Below are 16,401 nucleotides of genomic sequence, written 5' to 3'. Positions count from 1 at the left end.
CGAGATTTTACAATCTCATTTATAGTCGATTACTCGACTGTGCTTACTCACTCGTTGTTCAGTTTTCAAAGATCAATTTCTTCCTTATTCATCCATCGCCTTCAAAAGCGACCTGATTAATATATCACATCAGCCTATTCGATTGCAAGAACTTTTTTTCAGTTTCTTTCGTTCTTTCGTTCGACCGCCGAAGCGACAAGGAGTAATATAACAAATCTAGAAACAGAATGCAAGCATTTTTCTATAATCTTTTTAAAAAAAGAAAAACCCCTGAATAAGGGGCTTCTCTACACTATACTTGTCCGATTACTTCTTGAATAAATAAACTTCTCTCTATTGTTAAATTGACGATCGTTCCATTGACATTCACCCAAGGTCTTGTCGGCTGTGAACGATCCGAGAAGATAATCTCTCCGACACGATTATCACTAAGTCTAACCAGGGTTCCATTGCTAATTTGTGTAGACTTGTTTATAAACACTTGAACCAGGGTCGGATCCACTTTTCCGAATGATTCCGTAAAAAGCTGCTCCAACACGAGGTAAGGAGACATAGCTGTTTTGTGATGACGTTCGTTTGTCATCGCATTATAAATATCAGCAATTGCGACGATTTTAGCATAAATATGAAGCTTATCGCCTTTCACTCCTAAAGGATAACCGGACCCATCTTCGCGCTCGTGATGCTGAACAGCTGTTAATTTAACACCCTCATTGATTCCCGAAATGTTTTTTAGAATCTGATAGCCTATCAACGTATGTTGTTTGATCTCTTCCATCTCAGACTCCATCAAACGGCCCTTTTTCTCCAGGATGGTTGAATCTACTTTGGAAATGCCGATATCATGCAGGAGGCCGGCTAGTGCGATTTGCATTAAATCCTTTTGGGGAAGGCCATGCCATCTAGCCAAACAATACGAGGTCAAACTGACCATAATGCTTTTGTGGTATATGTAATCTTGCAAACTACGATTTTTGGGAGTAAAAGTGAGTACTTTGTAGGTATCGATATGCTGAATAAGTGCTTCAAGTCCGTTTCGAATGTCTAGGATAGGTACAGGCTGCCCGCCATTAGCAAGTAGAAAAACGCGTTTAAGTAGCTTTAACATGTTCTGATACTCTATATAAAAAGGAGGAACTGAAGCAACTTCTTTTACTTTCACATCCTCAATGGCCCCCTCGGGCTCAATGCCGTTCTTTGATTCAATATAAACAGAAGCAATGAAAAAAGCTTTAAGAATCTCAAGATCTCTCTCATTCAGGATTTTACCTTTATTGAAAAGGACATTCCCTAATTTCGTTGTTACATTGTCTCCTAGTTTTTCGCCATACTTTAATTGAGAAACGGCTACTGTCGGCACGATCGCTCACTCACCTTACTTTATCTTATACATGCTATTGTAAAATAAAAAGGATGGGTTTGTAAGCCCATCCCTGCAAATTATTATTCTGTATCCGTCGATTCCGTATCGGTTTCTTCCCAATCGCCGTCTTCTTCGTTCTCATTTTGGTCTTCGTTCTTCTGTACTCTGGCCAAGGTGCCTACTTCATCATCCTCACGAATGTTGATTAGACGAACACCTTGCGTGTTACGACCCATAACCGAAATACCATCCATACTTGTCCGAATGACCGTACCTGAAGCAGTAATAATCATGAGATCTTCGTCTTCTTGAACGACTTTAAGACCCACAACAGGACCATTCTTATCCGTGATGTTCAAGGTTTTGATCCCTTTACCACCACGTGTTTGGATACGATACTCGGAAACAGGCGTTCTCTTTCCGAAGCCCTTAGTCGTTACAATCAATACACTATTATCTTCATGGACTACGTCCATATCGATTACAGCATCTTCCTCATCAAGCTGGATACCTTTGACCCCAGTAGCCGATCTTCCCATTGAACGCACATCTTGCTCTGGGAAATGAATCGACATACCGAACTTGGTCCCCATGATGATACCTTGATTGCCGTCGGTTAATTTAACGCCGATAAGGTCGTCGTCCTCACGCAAATTAATCGCGATTAGACCGCCTTTACGGATATTGGAGTAATCGTCAATTGGCGTCTTCTTCACAACACCTTGCTTCGTCGCAAAGAATAAGTATTGATCTGTTTCGAAGCTCTCAACTGGGATCACAGCATTGATCGTCTCGCCTTGCTCGATCTGGATCAAGTTAATAATCGGAGTCCCGCGCGCAGTTCGGCTCAAATCTGGAATCTCATAAGCTTTCAACCGATACACTTTACCTTTATTCGTAAAGAACATGAGGTAATGATGTGTATTGGTTACGAACAAATGTTCCACGAAGTCGTCGTCTTTGGTTCCCATTCCGACAATCCCGCGACCACCACGCTTCTGGTTTTTATACGTAGTGACCGGTAGCCGTTTAATGTAACCTGTATGCGTAATCGTAATAACGACATCTTCACGTGGAATGAGGTCTTCATCTTCGATGCTTTCCTCACCAATTGTAATTTCGGAACGGCGTTCGTCACCGAATTTCTCTTTGATCTCATTGAGCTCTTCACTAATGATTGCTAGAATCAGCTGTTCGTCAGCAAGAATCGCTTTAAGTTCAGCAATTTTCTTCATGAGCTCTTCGTATTCAGCTTCAATTTTTTCACGCTCTAATCCAGTTAAACGCTGTAGGCGCATATCCAGAATAGCTTGAGCTTGATCATAGCTCAAATTAAACGTGTTCATGAGGCCATCTCTAGCTTCCTCAGTAGTTCTGGAAGCACGAATCAACGCGATAACTTGATCCAGGTGGTCCAATGCGATTCGCAAGCCTTCCAAGATATGAGCGCGTGCTTCAGCTTTGCGCAAGTCATACTCGGTTCTGCGACGAATGACTTCTTGTTGGTGTTTGAGATAGTACTGAAGCATCTCACGAAGATTCAATACTCTTGGTTGGCCATTAACAAGCGCCAACATGATGATACCGAAGTTGGACTGCATAGCCGTTTGTTTAAACAAGTTATTGAGAACGACATTCGGATTCACATCCCGGCGAAGCTCAATCACAACACGCATTCCGTTACGGTCGGATTCATCGCGAAGATCCGTGATACCATCAATCTTTTTCTCGCGAACGAGTTCGGCAATCTTCTCAACCAATCTAGCTTTATTTACTTGATAAGGCAGCTCATTGACAATGATTCTAGCCTTATTGTTATTTTCTTCAATGACGGTTCTAGCCCGCATCGTAACTGAGCCTCTACCTGTCGTATAGGCTTGTCTGATGCCCTCACGGCCCAGAATAAATCCAGCTGTCGGGAAATCCGGCCCTTTGATCGCTGTCATCAGCTCCAAAGGCGTTATTTCAGGATTCTGGATCAGCATTTGAATACCCTCAATAACTTCCCGTAGGTTATGCGGAGGAATATTCGTAGCCATACCTACCGCAATACCTGAGCTTCCGTTCACAAGCAAGTTAGGAAAACGGGATGGGAGAACAACAGGTTCTTGTTCCTCGCCATCATAGTTGGGCGCATAATCGATCGTCTCTTTGTTAATATCACGCAGAAGTTCCATCGCAATTTTGGACAGACGGGCTTCCGTGTAACGCATAGCTGCCGCCATATCTCCGTCAATCGATCCAAAGTTACCATGACCGTCAACGAGCATGTAACGAAGAGAGAAGTCCTGCGCCATCCGAACCATGGTTTCATAAACAGCGGAATCCCCGTGTGGATGGTACTTACCGATAACTTCGCCGACGATTCTCGCTGATTTCTTATATGGTTTATCTGGAGACATACCCAGTTCTGACATCGCGTAAAGAATACGACGATGAACCGGCTTCAGACCATCCCTTACATCTGGCAGTGCACGACTGACAATGATACTCATCGCATAGTCTAAGAAGGATGTACGCATTTCGGTAGAAATGTCAATTTCTTTGACTTGCGAACGTAATTCTTCGCTCATGAATGTTCCTCCTGAAAGCTTACATCGTTAACAACGTCTAAGACGTTTAGACATCTAGATTTTTCACGTAAATTGCGTGTTCCTCGATGAAATCTCTTCTAGGCTCAACGTTATCTCCCATCAAAGAATCAAAGAGCGTATCCGCTTCAATCGCATCTTCAATCGTCACCTGCAGCAAAGTTCGGCTTTCTGGGTCCATCGTAGTTTCCCATAGTTGCTCAGGATTCATCTCACCAAGTCCTTTGTAACGCTGTACATTGACTTTGGCACCCTCACCAAACTCTTGCATGATCGCTTCTCTTTGCTTTTCGTTGTAGGCATAACGTACCGTTTTATTCCTCTCTAATTTGAAAAGAGGAGGTTGTGCGATATATACGTAACCGGACTCAATTAACTTTTTCATGTATCTGTAGAAGAACGTGAGAAGGAGTGTACGAATATGCGCTCCATCAACGTCGGCGTCTGTCATGATAATGATTTTGTGATAACGAGCTTTATTGATATCGAAATCATCGCTGATTCCCGTACCGAAAGCTGTGATCATCGCCCGAATCTCCGTATTCGATAAAATACGATCCAATCTGGCTTTCTCTACGTTCAAAATTTTTCCGCGAAGTGGAAGAATCGCTTGGAAGTGACGATCACGTCCTTGCTTAGCCGATCCGCCCGCAGAGTCACCTTCTACGATGTAAATCTCACTGATCGAAGCATCCTTAGAGGAGCAATCTGCGAGTTTACCTGGCAGAGCGCTGACTTCCAGAGCACTTTTACGGCGAGTCAGTTCTCTCGCTTTGCGTGCTGCTTCCCTGGCTCTAGCCGCTTGAATCCCTTTTTCCAGGATGCGTTTGGCAACCGCCGGGTTTTCTTCCATGAACGTTTGCAATTTCTCAGCAAATAAAGACTCGACAATACCGCGGACTTCGCTATTTCCTAGTTTCGTTTTCGTTTGCCCCTCGAATTGAGGCTCCGGAATTTTCACGGAAATAATCGCAGCAAGCCCTTCACGGACATCATCACCGGAAAGGTTTGAATCGCTTTCTTTCAGGGAGTTCGATTTACGAGCGTAATCGTTCAGAATCCGTGTAAGCGCGCTTTTGAAGCCTGATTCGTGCGTACCGCCTTCATGTGTGTTGATGTTGTTGGCGAAGGAATAAATATTTTCGGTATAGCTGTCATTGTACTGAAGGGCAATCTCAATAGAGATATTATCCTTGGAACCCTCTACATAGATCGGCAATTCATTGACAACTTCGCGATTTCTATTCAAATGCTGAACGAAGGAAATGATCCCGCCCTCATACATGTGGGTTGTGGCCGTATCCGTACGCTCGTCGATTAAATTAATCTCGATGCCTTTGTTGAGGAACGCAAGCTCGCGAATCCTGGATTGAAGGACATCAAAGTCATATTCCGTTGTCTCTTTGAAAATCTCCGGATCTGGCTGGAACGTAACCGTCGTGCCGGTTTCTTCCGTCTCCCCAACCACTTTCACATCATATTGCGGTGTTCCGCGGCGGTATTCTTGTTGATGAATTTGACCTTTATTCTTTACTTTTACAGTTAAATGCTCGGACAAAGCATTAACTACGGAAATACCTACACCGTGCAGCCCCCCGGATACTTTGTAACCGGAATCCTCGCCACCGAATTTACCACCCGCATGCAGGACGGTAAGAACGACTTCAAGCGTTGGACGTTTGAGCTTCGCATTTTCCCCGACCGGAATCCCACGTCCGTTATCAACGACGGTAATACTATTATTTTTATGAACAATTACATCGATCTTCGTACAGAAGCCGGCAAGCGCCTCATCAATACTGTTATCGACAACTTCCCAAACGAGATGGTGAAGTCCACGGGCACTGGTTGAACCAATATACATACCCGGTCTTTTGCGAACGGCTTCTAACCCTTCCAAAACCTGAATCTGACTGTCATCGTACGCATTTTGATTCACAGACATGTTAATCTCCACCTGCTTTTTTATAGTGAGATAAACCTCTTATACTCTCTTATGTGAACAACAAAAGGTTAGTTCGTTAACAAAAGATGCGCTCTTTTCTTGAGCGTGGTAGAGGAGATCGGGGAATAATACACTTTACTCTTCGTAACAACGAGAGATTTGCATTCTTCCTCACCGATTTTTTCTGTTTTTTTATCCTTAACAGCTTGTTGAATGAATTGTTTCGATATTTTTGAGGATTTTTCTATCGAGATATCGAATATAGCAATCAGTTCGGAAGCTCGAATAATTTTTTCTCCACCCAAATGAATAAACATGCTCCTCAGCTCCTGCCACTTACATTTCCTTTCAAAACATGAAACACGGAAGCATGGTTCAGTTGGTCCAAATGGACACTCTCTAGACCCGTCGTGGTGATAAACGTTTGCACTTTTTCTTGGAACGTGCGGATCAACTGCGTCTGCCTATATTCATCAAGCTCTGAAAGCACATCATCAAGCAATAAAAGAGGATATTCGCCAACTTCCTCATGGATGAGTTCAATCTCCGCCAGCTTAAGGGAGAGTGCAGTTGTGCGCTGCTGCCCCTGGGAGCCGTAGGTTTGCACTTCTTTGTCGTTGATGTAAAAAAGAAGATCGTCGCGATGAGGGCCCACAAGTGTAACGCCTCTTCGGAATTCCTGATCTCTGACCAAAGATAACTTTATCATAAATTGGTTTAATAAAACAGATTCATCTTCAAACGAGCCCATGTCAAACGAAGGGGAATAGCGGATGAGTAGCTCTTCACTGTCATTCGTTATTCCTCGATGGATCGTTTCAGCCCATTGTTGCAGCTTCTTTATAAAGTTTTGACGCTTTTTCATAATTTTAACACCATACAGTGCTAATTGTTCATTCCAGATGTCCAACATCGCGTCAGGTGAGCCTTTTCCAGCGAAATTTTGCTTTAAATAATTGTTACGCTGAAGCAAAATTTTCTGGTATTGCGATAAATCATAGAGATAAGAGGGCTGAACCTGACCAATCTCCATATCGAGAAATCTTCGTCTGATACCAGGCGTGCCTTTGACAATTTCTAAATCTTCCGGTGCAAACATAACAACATTAAGCGCTCCGATAAAGTTGCTGAGCTTTTTTTGCTCGAGCCCATTAATTTTTGCTTTCTTGCCTTTGGTTGAAATGGAGAGATCCAATTGACAGCTGCCATATCGCTTTTGGATCTGTGCATGCAGCTGCGTTTGATCACCGTTCCAGCCGATCAGTTCTTTGTCTTGATGAGTACGATGTGATTTGGTCATTGCCAAGACATAGATGGACTCCAATAAATTCGTTTTGCCCTGTGCGTTAGGTCCTACGAAAATATTGACATTGCTATCCGTGGTCAACTCGATCTGATCGTAATTTCGGTAAGACTTAAGCGCGAGTCTGTTCAAAAACATGATTACTCATCCTCCTGGCTTGGCCCAATCAGGAGCTAACGACTTCGAATTGTCCGAAACCCTCCACGGTAACGATATCTTTCGGAACGAGTTTCCGTCCTCTGCGATTTTCTGCCTGTCCGTTCACTTCGATTTTTGTTTCCACAACAAAAAATTTGGCTTGTCCACCTGTGGATATACAATCCGATAATTTGAGAAACTGCCCGAGCGTAATGTAGTCCGTGTTAATAGCGATTTGCTTCATACTGGAGCACTCCTTAATTCGTTGTTCGATATGGCAAGATCAGCTGAAGAATGTTTGTCGAATCTTGCGGCTTCATGATGATAGGCTGCATAGCTCCAGTAAATCCAATATGAATAAACTCTGAGTCGAGAACTTTGAGCGCATCAAGCATATATTTGGAGTTAAAAGAGATCTTGAGTAAATCACCGACAATATGCTGCAGGTTAATTTGTTCCGTTACTTTGCCCAGCTCGGAGGAGCTGGATGAAATTTCGATGGTTTGGTCTTCCAGCATCATCATTTTAACAATATTCGTCTTATCTTCTTTGGAAAGGAGGTAAGCGCGATCGATGGCTTCAGCCAATTCTTTCGTCGGAACGACCATTTCCGTTTGGAAAGACTGAGGAATGAGCTTTGATGTATCCGGATACGTACCATCCAAAATGCGTGAGTAAAATAAAATCGAATGAATTTTGAATAAAACCTGATTGTCCGAAATAACTATATCTATAAGTGAGTTTTGATCAGGCAAAATTTTGCTTAATTCATTCAGGGTACGGCCTGAAATAACAATATTAGGCAAATTGTGCGCATTATCGTTATCAACAGTAACTTCGCGGCTGGCAAGTCGATGACGGTCACAAGCAATAAATTTCAGTTTATCACCAGTAATATTCCAAAGTACACCGGTAAGAATCGGCGTAGACTCATTTGTTGATACCGCGTAAGACGTTTGTTTAATCATTGTTTTAAGCAAATCACTTGGAAGACGCAGCATTTTGCTTTCTTCGATTTCCGGCAGCAGCGGATATTCATCTGGATCAAGTCCCATAATTTGAATTTCAGAAGAACCTGAACGAATGATGGTTTGAAAATTGTTGCCTACTTCAATTTCAATGAGTTGAGCAGGGAGCTTACGGATAATTTCAACGAAAAATTTAGCTGGAAGCACAACACTCCCGGCTTGATATAACTGAATGATTTTGTTTGTACCATTTTCGCTAGGCGTAAAGCTTTGAATTGAAATATCGGTATCGCTGGCCGTAAGGGTTACACCGCTTAAGGTTGCATCTATTTTGATCCCTGTAAGGATTGGAATTGTTGTACGTGAGGAAATTGCTTTGGAAACGTGACCAATGGATTCTATTAAATGGTCTTTAAGGATCGTTAATTTCATGACTTCACTCCTGCAGTTCTTTTTTGGGGTGCGTTAGCATATCTTTATATAATAACATTCTTTATTAGTAATAGCAGTAGGGGCTCTGGATATGTGGATATGTGGATGAACCATATATAAAGCAAGCCTATCCACATGTGAATAGATTGTGTATAGGCTCACCCGAAATCAAATGTTATTAAGAGGGGTTTTTGATACGCTCCGTGAGATTATGAACAATCTTATAGAGCTCCTGGTCCGCTTGCAACATTTGCGATATTTTTTCATGGGCATGGATAACCGTGGTATGGTCGCGGCCACCAAAATTATCTCCGATTTTCGGCAAAGAGAAGTCCGTCAGCTCCCGTGCCAGGTACATAGCGACCTGTCTGGGGAAAGCTACGGCTTTCGTTCGTTTACGCGCTTTAAAATCCTCAAGCTTTAATCCATAGAATTCACCAACACGCTGCTGAATATCCTGTATGGTTATAACCTTTGGCCGATTTGACGGAATAATATCCTTCAAAGCTTCGGCAGTCAAATGTACGCTAATATCCTGATTAATTAGAGAAGAGTAGGCAACTACCCTTATTAAAGCACCTTCAAGTTCACGAATGTTCGTATCGATTTGATTTGCGATATAGATCATCGCTTCATTTGGAATCTCGAGATTTTCGGCTTTCGCTTTTTTCCGCAAAATCGCGATGCGCGTTTCTAAATCAGGCGGCTGAATATCGGTAATTAAGCCCCACTCAAACCTAGAGCGCAAGCGGTCCTCCAGCGTTGGAATCTCTTTGGGAGGCCGGTCACTGGAGATAATAATTTGCTTACCTTCTTCATGAAGAGCGTTAAATGTATGGAAAAATTCCTCCTGTGTACCTTCTTTACCGGCGAGGAATTGAATATCGTCAATTAGTAGTACATCAATCGTTCTATATTTATTACGGAATCCTTCACCGCGGTTATCACGAACAGCATTAATGAATTCATTCGTAAATTTCTCTGATGAAATATATAAAACACGAGCCCCAGGGTTATGTTCCAGCACATAATGACCGATTGCATGCATCAAATGGGTTTTGCCTAAACCAACGCCTCCGTATAAAAAGAGCGGATTATAGGCTTTAGCTGGCGCTTCCGCCACAGCCAATGAAGCTGCGTGCGCGAATCGATTGCCTGATCCGATGACAAAAGTATCGAACGTGTATCTCGAATTCATCATATTCGTGAAATTTTCTTCACCCGCCACAATGGCAGGACCTTTAGGCGGTATAACGGCCGGTTGAGTCGCAGCAGACTGCGCTTTCTGTTCTTCGGTCTCGATGATGAATTTCACGGAAACGTGTTTGCCGGTGAAATCATAAATTGTACCTTCAATCAGCTTGGTATAGCGGCTTTCCAGCCACTCCTGGGCAAAATTGTTGGGCGCACAAATAACGACAGTCGAGTCATTAAAAACTGTCGCTTTGGTTGATTTTAGCCAAGTATCGAAGCTAGGTTTGCTGAGCTTAGTTTGTATAATCGATAAGATTTGCTGCCATAAGTCCGTAGAATGGCCTTCCACAGTAATTCACTCCTTTAAAATCAAACATGTGGCGTAAAGGCCAGGTTTCCTAATAATGCGATCTGTGTATAAATCATTATGGTTGAATCTCTAACTGGAGCGATCCGAAAAACGCATAGATTGAACGCAATCAGAGTATATTCTGCGCGATTTATTGCGAAAAGAACCAACATGTCTGATGGGGTCAAAAAAGGACGGCTTTTGTCGTTTTATCCACATTATTAAGAATCGGTTAAAATGACTTATTCTTGTAGAGGGAATTTTGTTCACAATGTTATCCACAGACTGTTGATAAATCGGAGAAGTGGTCGTGTATATCCACAACAGAAACATTATCATCTTAACAAAAGATAGCTTGTTAATCAACGGATTGTTTGGGATTATCCACAATTACAACAAGTTGTGCATAGAAATTGTTCACAACACAAGATATTGTTAATATTCTGTTGATTTTCGACAAGCTTCTCTATTCGGTGGATAAAATTTATACACAGGTTATTCTTTTTCGATTTATTGTGATCTTTTTGGCATTTCCTTCTGCACGCTCGGGTAGGTTGACTTTCTTGAGTGATATATGATTTAATGAGTAGTAGAAATTTTGTAGGATGGATATCCTCAGGTAGGGAGGTGCTATAGATGGGTCCGACGTTTAACCCTAATACGAGAAAGCGTAAGAAGAATCATGGTTTCCGTAAAAGAATGAGCACGAAGAACGGCCGTAAAGTTCTACAAGCTCGTCGTCTTAAAGGAAGAAAAGTTCTTAGCGCGTAAAAAGAGGCTCCGGAAGGGGCTTTTTTTTTTGCATTTGGATGGACAGTTTATATGCCGTCATTTCGGTCAAAAATAGATAAGATGCCTAAGTGGTAATTTGCTTATCTGAAGTTAACGGTCTGGAGCGTACATGTCTGTGGAAAAAGAATATAGATTAGCTAAAAGAGAAGACTTCAATAAGATTTATCGATATGGCAAATCAATGGCCAACCATCAATTCGTTCTTTACTATTTACCTCAGCCTAAAATGGAAAATTTCCGACTTGGCATCTCGGTGAGTAAGAAGGTGGGGAACGCGGTTGTCCGTAACCGCTTGAGACGAATGGTGAAAGAGATCATCCGTTTGAAAAAAGAGAATTTGACGCCGCATTATGATTACATTTTGCTGGCTAGGAAACCCGCGGTAGATATGGAATATGCCGAGATGGAGAAAAGCATTTGGCATGTAATCCGAAAGGCTTCTTTATTAAAAAGAAATGACACAATAAAAAAGTGAAGCATTATTTCTTTTCGCGCTTAAATTGTGTTATAGTTTATGTTGGAAAAGATATTTAGGAGGATCTCATTTTGACTCGTCGACTTTATTTGCTTGCAGCTCTTTCTGCGTTGATCTTATTGTTGTCAGGATGTAGTCCTAGTAGCTCTGCTATGGCACCAATTGATCCTAATACGGCAGGTTTTTTTGTAAAATATTTTGTGTACCCGCTTTCGCAGACACTCGACTGGTTCGCCGTCAAGTTGTGGGGTCAATATGGCTTATCTATTCTGGTCGTAACCCTCATTATTCGTCTCATTATTTTGCCTCTGACGCTGAAACAGTATAAGAGCTCCAAACGGATGCAAGAGTTGCAGCCTGAGATGAAGAAGCTTAAAGAAAAGTATAAAGATGATGCGAAGAAGCAGCAGGAAGAAACAATGAAGTTATTTCAGTCAAATGGTGTGAATCCGTTAGCTGGGTGTTTTCCAATCATTGTTCAAATGCCAATTCTGATTGCGCTTTATCAAGCTATCATGCGTAATGACCATATTCGAGAGCATACTTTCTTATGGATGAATTTAGGACAGCCCGATCACTATTACATTCTTCCGATCATTGCCGCGGCAACCACATTCGTTCAACAAATGTTTATGTCTTCTCAAATGAATCAACAAATGAAAAGCTTACTATACATTTTCCCGGTTATGATTTTCGTGATGTCCATGAATTTCGCAGCTGCGCTGCCACTTTACTGGATCTACGGTAACATCTTCACCATTATTCAGTCTTACTTTATTTATGGTTCTCCTGGAAAACAAAAAAATCCTGGATCTCAAAATAATAAGGGTGGCCTGTCCAAATGAAAAAAATTGTGGTGACTGGAAAAACTATTGAGATAGCGGTGAAAGCCGGTCTTTCTCAATGGCAGGTTTCGGAAGATCGTGTTAAGATTCATATTTTGGAACAGCCCTCCCGGGGGTTGTTTGGGTTTATTGGTTCCAAAGAAGCTAAGGTTGAGCTTGAATTGATACCAGATCCGCTTGAGGAAGCCATTGCTTTCTTACAAGATATGTTCGAAGCGATGAAAATTTCCATCACCATAGACACGACAAAGGATCGCGAAGGCTACCAGTTGAATATGAGTGGTTCGGAGCTTGGTATTTTGATCGGTAAAAGAGGACAAACCCTCGATGCGCTGCAGTATTTAGTCAATATTGTCGCAAATCGTTATGCTAATTCGCATTTCCGGATTATTTTAGATGCAGAAAATTTCCGAGATCGACGTAAAAAGACGTTAGAGGAGCTAGCTTTAAGGTTGGCGAATCGTGTCATAAAGTCGAAAAAAGAAGTTATTTTGGAGCCGATGAATTCGCAGGAACGCAAGATTATTCATGCTGAATTGCAAGGGCATCCTGTTGTCAAAACTTATAGCAAAGGCGAAGAACCGAACCGTCGGGTCGTGATCGCCGTCAAATAACCTTAGCCGCAATGACATGAGCATAAGTCATTGCTTTTTCTTTAAGATGAGGTAAATTCGAGGTGTTAATACTATGTTAAATGATACGATTGCTGCTATTTCTACGCCGCTCGGTGAGGGTGGGATAGCGGTTATTCGTGTGAGCGGGGATGAAGCAGTTCCATTAGTGGAGCGTGTTTTTCGCTCAAAAACGAAATTATCTGATGCTGAAACGCATACGGTACATTATGGATTCATTATAGAACCTGCTTCTTCCGAAAAGGTAGAGGAGGTTCTCGTTACTTTAATGAAATCTCCGCGTTCTTTTACAATGGAAGATGTTGTCGAAGTTAGTTGTCACGGGGGCATTGTTTCTGTGAAGAAGGTGCTGGATTTATTGCTGCAGCAGGGGATACGTTTGGCGGAACCCGGTGAATTCACGAAGCGAGCTTTCCTTAATGGTCGGATTGATTTGACGCAAGCGGAAGCTGTTATCGACTTAATTCGCGCCAAATCGGACAGAGCTTTTAAAGTGGCATTAAAGCAAGTTGAAGGAAATTTGTCGAAGCAAATCAAACATTTACGATATGTGTTGGTTGAATTAATGGCTCATGTGGAAGTCAATATTGATTATCCAGAGCATGATGTTGAAGAAATGACGAATGCTTTCATAAAGAGTAAATGTGACACGGTAATGCTTGAAATTGACCGTCTTTTGGTGACCGCAGAGCAAGGTAAAATTTTGCGTGAGGGTATTGAAACAGCGATTGTCGGCAGACCGAATGTAGGCAAATCGTCGTTGTTAAATGAATTGGCGCAGGAGAATCGAGCAATTGTAACCGATATTCCAGGAACAACAAGGGATGTCATCGAGGAATTTGTTAATGTTGGCGGTATTCCGCTTAAGCTGTTGGATACAGCGGGGATTCGCGAAACGACAGATATTGTGGAACAAATCGGAGTGCAAAGATCGAAAACTGCTTTGGCTGAAGCGGATTTGATTTTACTGGTGCTGAATAGCAATGAAGAACTTCAATTGGATGAGCTTGCTCTAATGAAGCAATTATCGGATAAGCAAACGATTGTTATTTTGAATAAGATTGATCTCAGTCGTAAGCTGGATATCGACCAAGTGTTGAGTTATTTTCCACAGGAACGTATTGTCGAGCTATCCCTGATTGAGAATAAAGGTATCGATCATTTAGAAAAAGCGATTGCGGCAATTTTCTTTGAGGGCAAACTAGAGTCAAGTGATTTGACGTACGTTAGCAACGTTCGACATATATCCTTATTGAAGCAAGCAAAACGCTCGTTGCATGATGCGCTTGAAGCAAACGAGCAATACGTGCCAATTGATATGATACAAATTGATATTCGAGCGGCTTGGGAGCAGCTTGGAGAGATTATTGGTGATTCTGTTGGTGAGTCGTTGATCGATCAAATTTTTACACAATTCTGCTTAGGTAAATGAAAACCGACAGCATTTTCGTTTTCATAAAAGAGGGAGGGACTTTGAACTATGGGATATCATGCTGGTGAATTTGATGTTATTGTCATTGGCGCTGGACACGCAGGTTGCGAATCTGCTCTGGCATCTGCCCGGATGGGATGTAATACACTACTTTTAACAATTAACTTGGATATGGTTGCTTTCATGCCATGTAATCCATCTATTGGTGGTCCTGCAAAGGGCCACGTTGTTCGGGAGATCGATGCACTCGGCGGCGAAATGGGCCGCAACATCGATAAAACCTATATTCAAATGCGCATGCTGAATACTGGCAAGGGTCCAGCTGTGCACGCTCTTCGTGCACAAGCCGACAAATTCTCATATCAGCACAAAATGAAAGAAACGATTGAAGCAACGCCAAACTTAACGTTACGTCAAGGTATGGCTGAAGATCTCATCGTTGAAGATGGCGCGATCAAAGGTGTTATTACTAAAACAGGCGCTGAGTATTATGCGAAAGCAATTGTCCTTACAACAGGAACTTACCTAAGAGGGAAAGTTATCATGGGTGAGCTTATGTACGAGAGCGGTCCGAACAATCAACAACCTTCGGTGAAACTATCGGAGTCGCTTCGCAAATTAGGTTTTGATCTCGTGCGTTTCAAAACAGGAACTCCGCCGCGGGTTCATAAAGATACAATCGACTTTAGTAAAACGGAAATTCAGCCTGGTGATGATGAACCTAAGTTTTTCTCGTTTGAGACAAAATCAGGGGCTGCTAATGAGCAATTGCCTTGTTGGTTAACGTACACATCTGAAGAGACTCATAACATTATTAATTCGAATCTGCACCGTGCTCCAATGTTTTCAGGTGCGATTGAAGGTACTGGGCCGAGATATTGCCCATCCATTGAAGATAAAATTGTTCGTTTTGCCGATAAACCGAAGCATCAAATCTTCTTGGAACCGGAAGGCCGTAATACATCTGAGTACTATGTACAAGGTTTATCAACGAGTATGCCGGAAGATGTGCAGCTTGGTATTTTGCGCTCCATTCCAGGCCTTGAGAAAGTAGAAATGATGCGTACCGGTTATGCCATCGAGTATGATGCGGTTGTTCCAACTCAATTGAAGCCGTCTTTGGAGACTAAGCTTATTAGCGGTTTGTTTACTGCTGGACAAATTAACGGGACATCGGGGTATGAAGAAGCAGCTGGGCAAGGGGTTATGGCTGGAATTAATGCGGCCCGCAAAGTTCAAGGTAAAGAAGCAGTTGTGTTGGATCGTTCCGAAGGGTACATCGGTGTACTTATTGATGACTTAGTTACAAAAGGGACAAACGAGCCATATCGTCTATTAACGTCCCGTGCGGAATATCGTTTGCTGCTTCGCCACGATAATGCTGATTTGCGTTTAACACCAATTGGCCATGATATTGGGCTGATTTCGGAGGAGCGTTACGCGACGTTTTTAAATAAAAAAGCATTAGTTGACCAAGAAATCGAGCGTCTGAATACGGATAAAATTAGACCGGAACCGCATGTTCAACAGCTTTTGGAAAGCTTGGAAAGTGTAGTTTTGAATAATTCTGTTCCAGCAATCGCGTTGCTTCGTCGCCCTGAAATTGAATATAAACATATTGAACAAATGTCTCCTTCACCACTTGAGCTGGACGATGAAATGAAAGAGCAAGTTGAGATTCAAGTTAAATATGCCGGTTACATTGAGAAACAAAGCAATCAAGTAGAGCGTCTCCGTAAAATGGAGAAGAAGAAGATTCCCGATGATATCGAATACAGTGAAATTCATGGGATTGCAACGGAAGCTAAGCAAAAGCTCGCTAAAATCCGTCCAATTTCGATTGGTCAAGCATCGCGTATTGCAGGTGTGACACCATCTGATATTTCTATCCTTCTTGTATATCTTGAACACTATAACAGAGTCACGGCGGCTAGAGGTTAAC

14 protein-coding genes are annotated in these 16,401 nt (G+C 42.2%); 6 read left to right on the top strand and 8 right to left on the bottom strand.

The window, feature by feature from the left end; genetic code table 11:
* Window positions 1–292 precede the first annotated feature (292 nt).
* The 8 genes from AC3WTJ_RS33030 to dnaA form a co-directional block, all read right to left on the bottom strand.
* Window positions 293–1,360 carry an HD-GYP domain-containing protein gene (locus tag AC3WTJ_RS33030; protein ID WP_492525420.1) on the bottom strand — a complete coding sequence of 356 codons (1,068 nt, stop codon included), beginning with the start codon at window positions 1,358–1,360 and terminating at the stop codon, window positions 293–295.
* Between the two features lie 83 nt (window positions 1,361–1,443).
* Complete coding sequence (gyrA, locus tag AC3WTJ_RS33025; RefSeq protein WP_127454103.1) at window positions 1,444–3,936, bottom strand: DNA gyrase subunit A; 2,493 nt, start codon at window positions 3,934–3,936, stop codon at window positions 1,444–1,446.
* A 46-nt stretch (window positions 3,937–3,982) separates the two neighbouring features.
* Window positions 3,983–5,899 carry a DNA topoisomerase (ATP-hydrolyzing) subunit B gene (gene gyrB / locus AC3WTJ_RS33020; RefSeq protein WP_407870067.1) on the bottom strand — a complete coding sequence of 639 codons (1,917 nt, stop codon included), beginning with the start codon at window positions 5,897–5,899 and terminating at the stop codon, window positions 3,983–3,985.
* A gap of 68 nt (window positions 5,900–5,967) precedes the next feature.
* Window positions 5,968–6,216: an extracellular matrix regulator RemB gene (remB, locus tag AC3WTJ_RS33015; RefSeq protein WP_127454100.1), complete on the bottom strand. Its 249-nt coding sequence runs from the start codon at window positions 6,214–6,216 to the stop codon at window positions 5,968–5,970.
* Between the two features lie 5 nt (window positions 6,217–6,221).
* Window positions 6,222–7,340, bottom strand: a complete 1,119-nt coding sequence (gene recF, locus AC3WTJ_RS33010; RefSeq protein WP_127454098.1) for a DNA replication/repair protein RecF — start codon at window positions 7,338–7,340, stop codon at window positions 6,222–6,224.
* 28 nt (window positions 7,341–7,368) lie between these two features.
* On the bottom strand, window positions 7,369–7,584 hold the full coding sequence (gene yaaA / locus AC3WTJ_RS33005; RefSeq protein ID WP_492525416.1) for a S4 domain-containing protein YaaA: 216 nt from the start codon (window positions 7,582–7,584) through the stop codon (window positions 7,369–7,371).
* Between the two features lie 13 nt (window positions 7,585–7,597).
* Window positions 7,598–8,740, bottom strand: a complete 1,143-nt coding sequence (dnaN, locus tag AC3WTJ_RS33000) for a DNA polymerase III subunit beta (protein WP_127454094.1) — start codon at window positions 8,738–8,740, stop codon at window positions 7,598–7,600.
* Window positions 8,741–8,918: 178 nt separating this feature from the next.
* Window positions 8,919–10,283, bottom strand: a complete 1,365-nt coding sequence (dnaA, locus tag AC3WTJ_RS32995) for a chromosomal replication initiator protein DnaA (RefSeq protein WP_127454092.1) — start codon at window positions 10,281–10,283, stop codon at window positions 8,919–8,921.
* Between the two features lie 636 nt (window positions 10,284–10,919).
* Here dnaA and rpmH point away from each other — a divergent pair.
* The 6 genes from rpmH to mnmG all read left to right on the top strand — a co-directional run bounded on the left by rpmH (window position 10,920) and on the right by mnmG (window position 16,400).
* Entirely contained in the window at window positions 10,920–11,054 is a 135-nt protein-coding gene (gene rpmH / locus AC3WTJ_RS32990) for a 50S ribosomal protein L34 (RefSeq protein WP_028557239.1), read from the top strand.
* Window positions 11,055–11,190: 136 nt separating this feature from the next.
* The gene (rnpA, locus tag AC3WTJ_RS32985) at window positions 11,191–11,550 is read left to right on the top strand and encodes a ribonuclease P protein component (protein ID WP_181646286.1); all 360 of its coding nucleotides are present in this window, start codon (window positions 11,191–11,193) and stop codon (window positions 11,548–11,550) included.
* Between the two features lie 71 nt (window positions 11,551–11,621).
* Window positions 11,622–12,395 (top strand): membrane protein insertase YidC, encoded by a 774-nt coding sequence (gene yidC, locus AC3WTJ_RS32980; RefSeq protein ID WP_246239727.1) that lies wholly within the window; start codon window positions 11,622–11,624, stop codon window positions 12,393–12,395.
* A complete protein-coding gene (gene jag / locus AC3WTJ_RS32975) occupies window positions 12,392–13,009 on the top strand; it encodes an RNA-binding cell elongation regulator Jag/EloR (RefSeq protein ID WP_157326159.1) in 618 nt (205 codons plus the stop codon). The genes yidC and jag overlap by 4 nt, the downstream gene beginning before the upstream one ends.
* Before the next feature lie 73 nt (window positions 13,010–13,082).
* Entirely contained in the window at window positions 13,083–14,459 is a 1,377-nt protein-coding gene (mnmE, locus tag AC3WTJ_RS32970) for a tRNA uridine-5-carboxymethylaminomethyl(34) synthesis GTPase MnmE (protein WP_492525412.1), read from the top strand.
* A 48-nt stretch (window positions 14,460–14,507) separates the two neighbouring features.
* Window positions 14,508–16,400 (top strand): tRNA uridine-5-carboxymethylaminomethyl(34) synthesis enzyme MnmG, encoded by a 1,893-nt coding sequence (mnmG, locus tag AC3WTJ_RS32965; protein WP_492525410.1) that lies wholly within the window; start codon window positions 14,508–14,510, stop codon window positions 16,398–16,400.
* Window position 16,401: the final 1 nt, after the last annotated feature.

It is taken from the genome of Paenibacillus sp. FW101-FHT12H11 (genome assembly GCF_058790355.1).
This window is presented reverse-complemented; position numbering and strand designations above follow the sequence as displayed.

Excerpts from the sequence above, each read along its gene's own strand:
- gyrA (WP_127454103.1), bottom strand. The coding sequence starts at position 3,936 with ATGAGCGAAGAATTACGTTCGCAAGTCAAAGAAATTGACATTTCTACC.
- gyrB (WP_407870067.1), bottom strand. The coding sequence starts at position 5,899 with ATGTCTGTGAATCAAAATGCGTACGATGACAGTCAGATTCAGGTTTTG.
- remB (WP_127454100.1), bottom strand. The coding sequence starts at position 6,216 with ATGTTTATTCATTTGGGTGGAGAAAAAATTATTCGAGCTTCCGAACTG.
- recF (WP_127454098.1), bottom strand. The coding sequence starts at position 7,340 with ATGTTTTTGAACAGACTCGCGCTTAAGTCTTACCGAAATTACGATCAG.
- yaaA (WP_492525416.1), bottom strand. The coding sequence starts at position 7,584 with ATGAAGCAAATCGCTATTAACACGGACTACATTACGCTCGGGCAGTTT.
- dnaN (WP_127454094.1), bottom strand. The coding sequence starts at position 8,740 with ATGAAATTAACGATCCTTAAAGACCATTTAATAGAATCCATTGGTCAC.
- rpmH (WP_028557239.1), top strand. The coding sequence starts at position 10,920 with ATGGGTCCGACGTTTAACCCTAATACGAGAAAGCGTAAGAAGAATCAT.
- jag (WP_157326159.1), top strand. The coding sequence starts at position 12,392 with ATGAAAAAAATTGTGGTGACTGGAAAAACTATTGAGATAGCGGTGAAA.
- mnmE (WP_492525412.1), top strand. The coding sequence starts at position 13,083 with ATGTTAAATGATACGATTGCTGCTATTTCTACGCCGCTCGGTGAGGGT.
- mnmG (WP_492525410.1), top strand. The coding sequence starts at position 14,508 with ATGGGATATCATGCTGGTGAATTTGATGTTATTGTCATTGGCGCTGGA.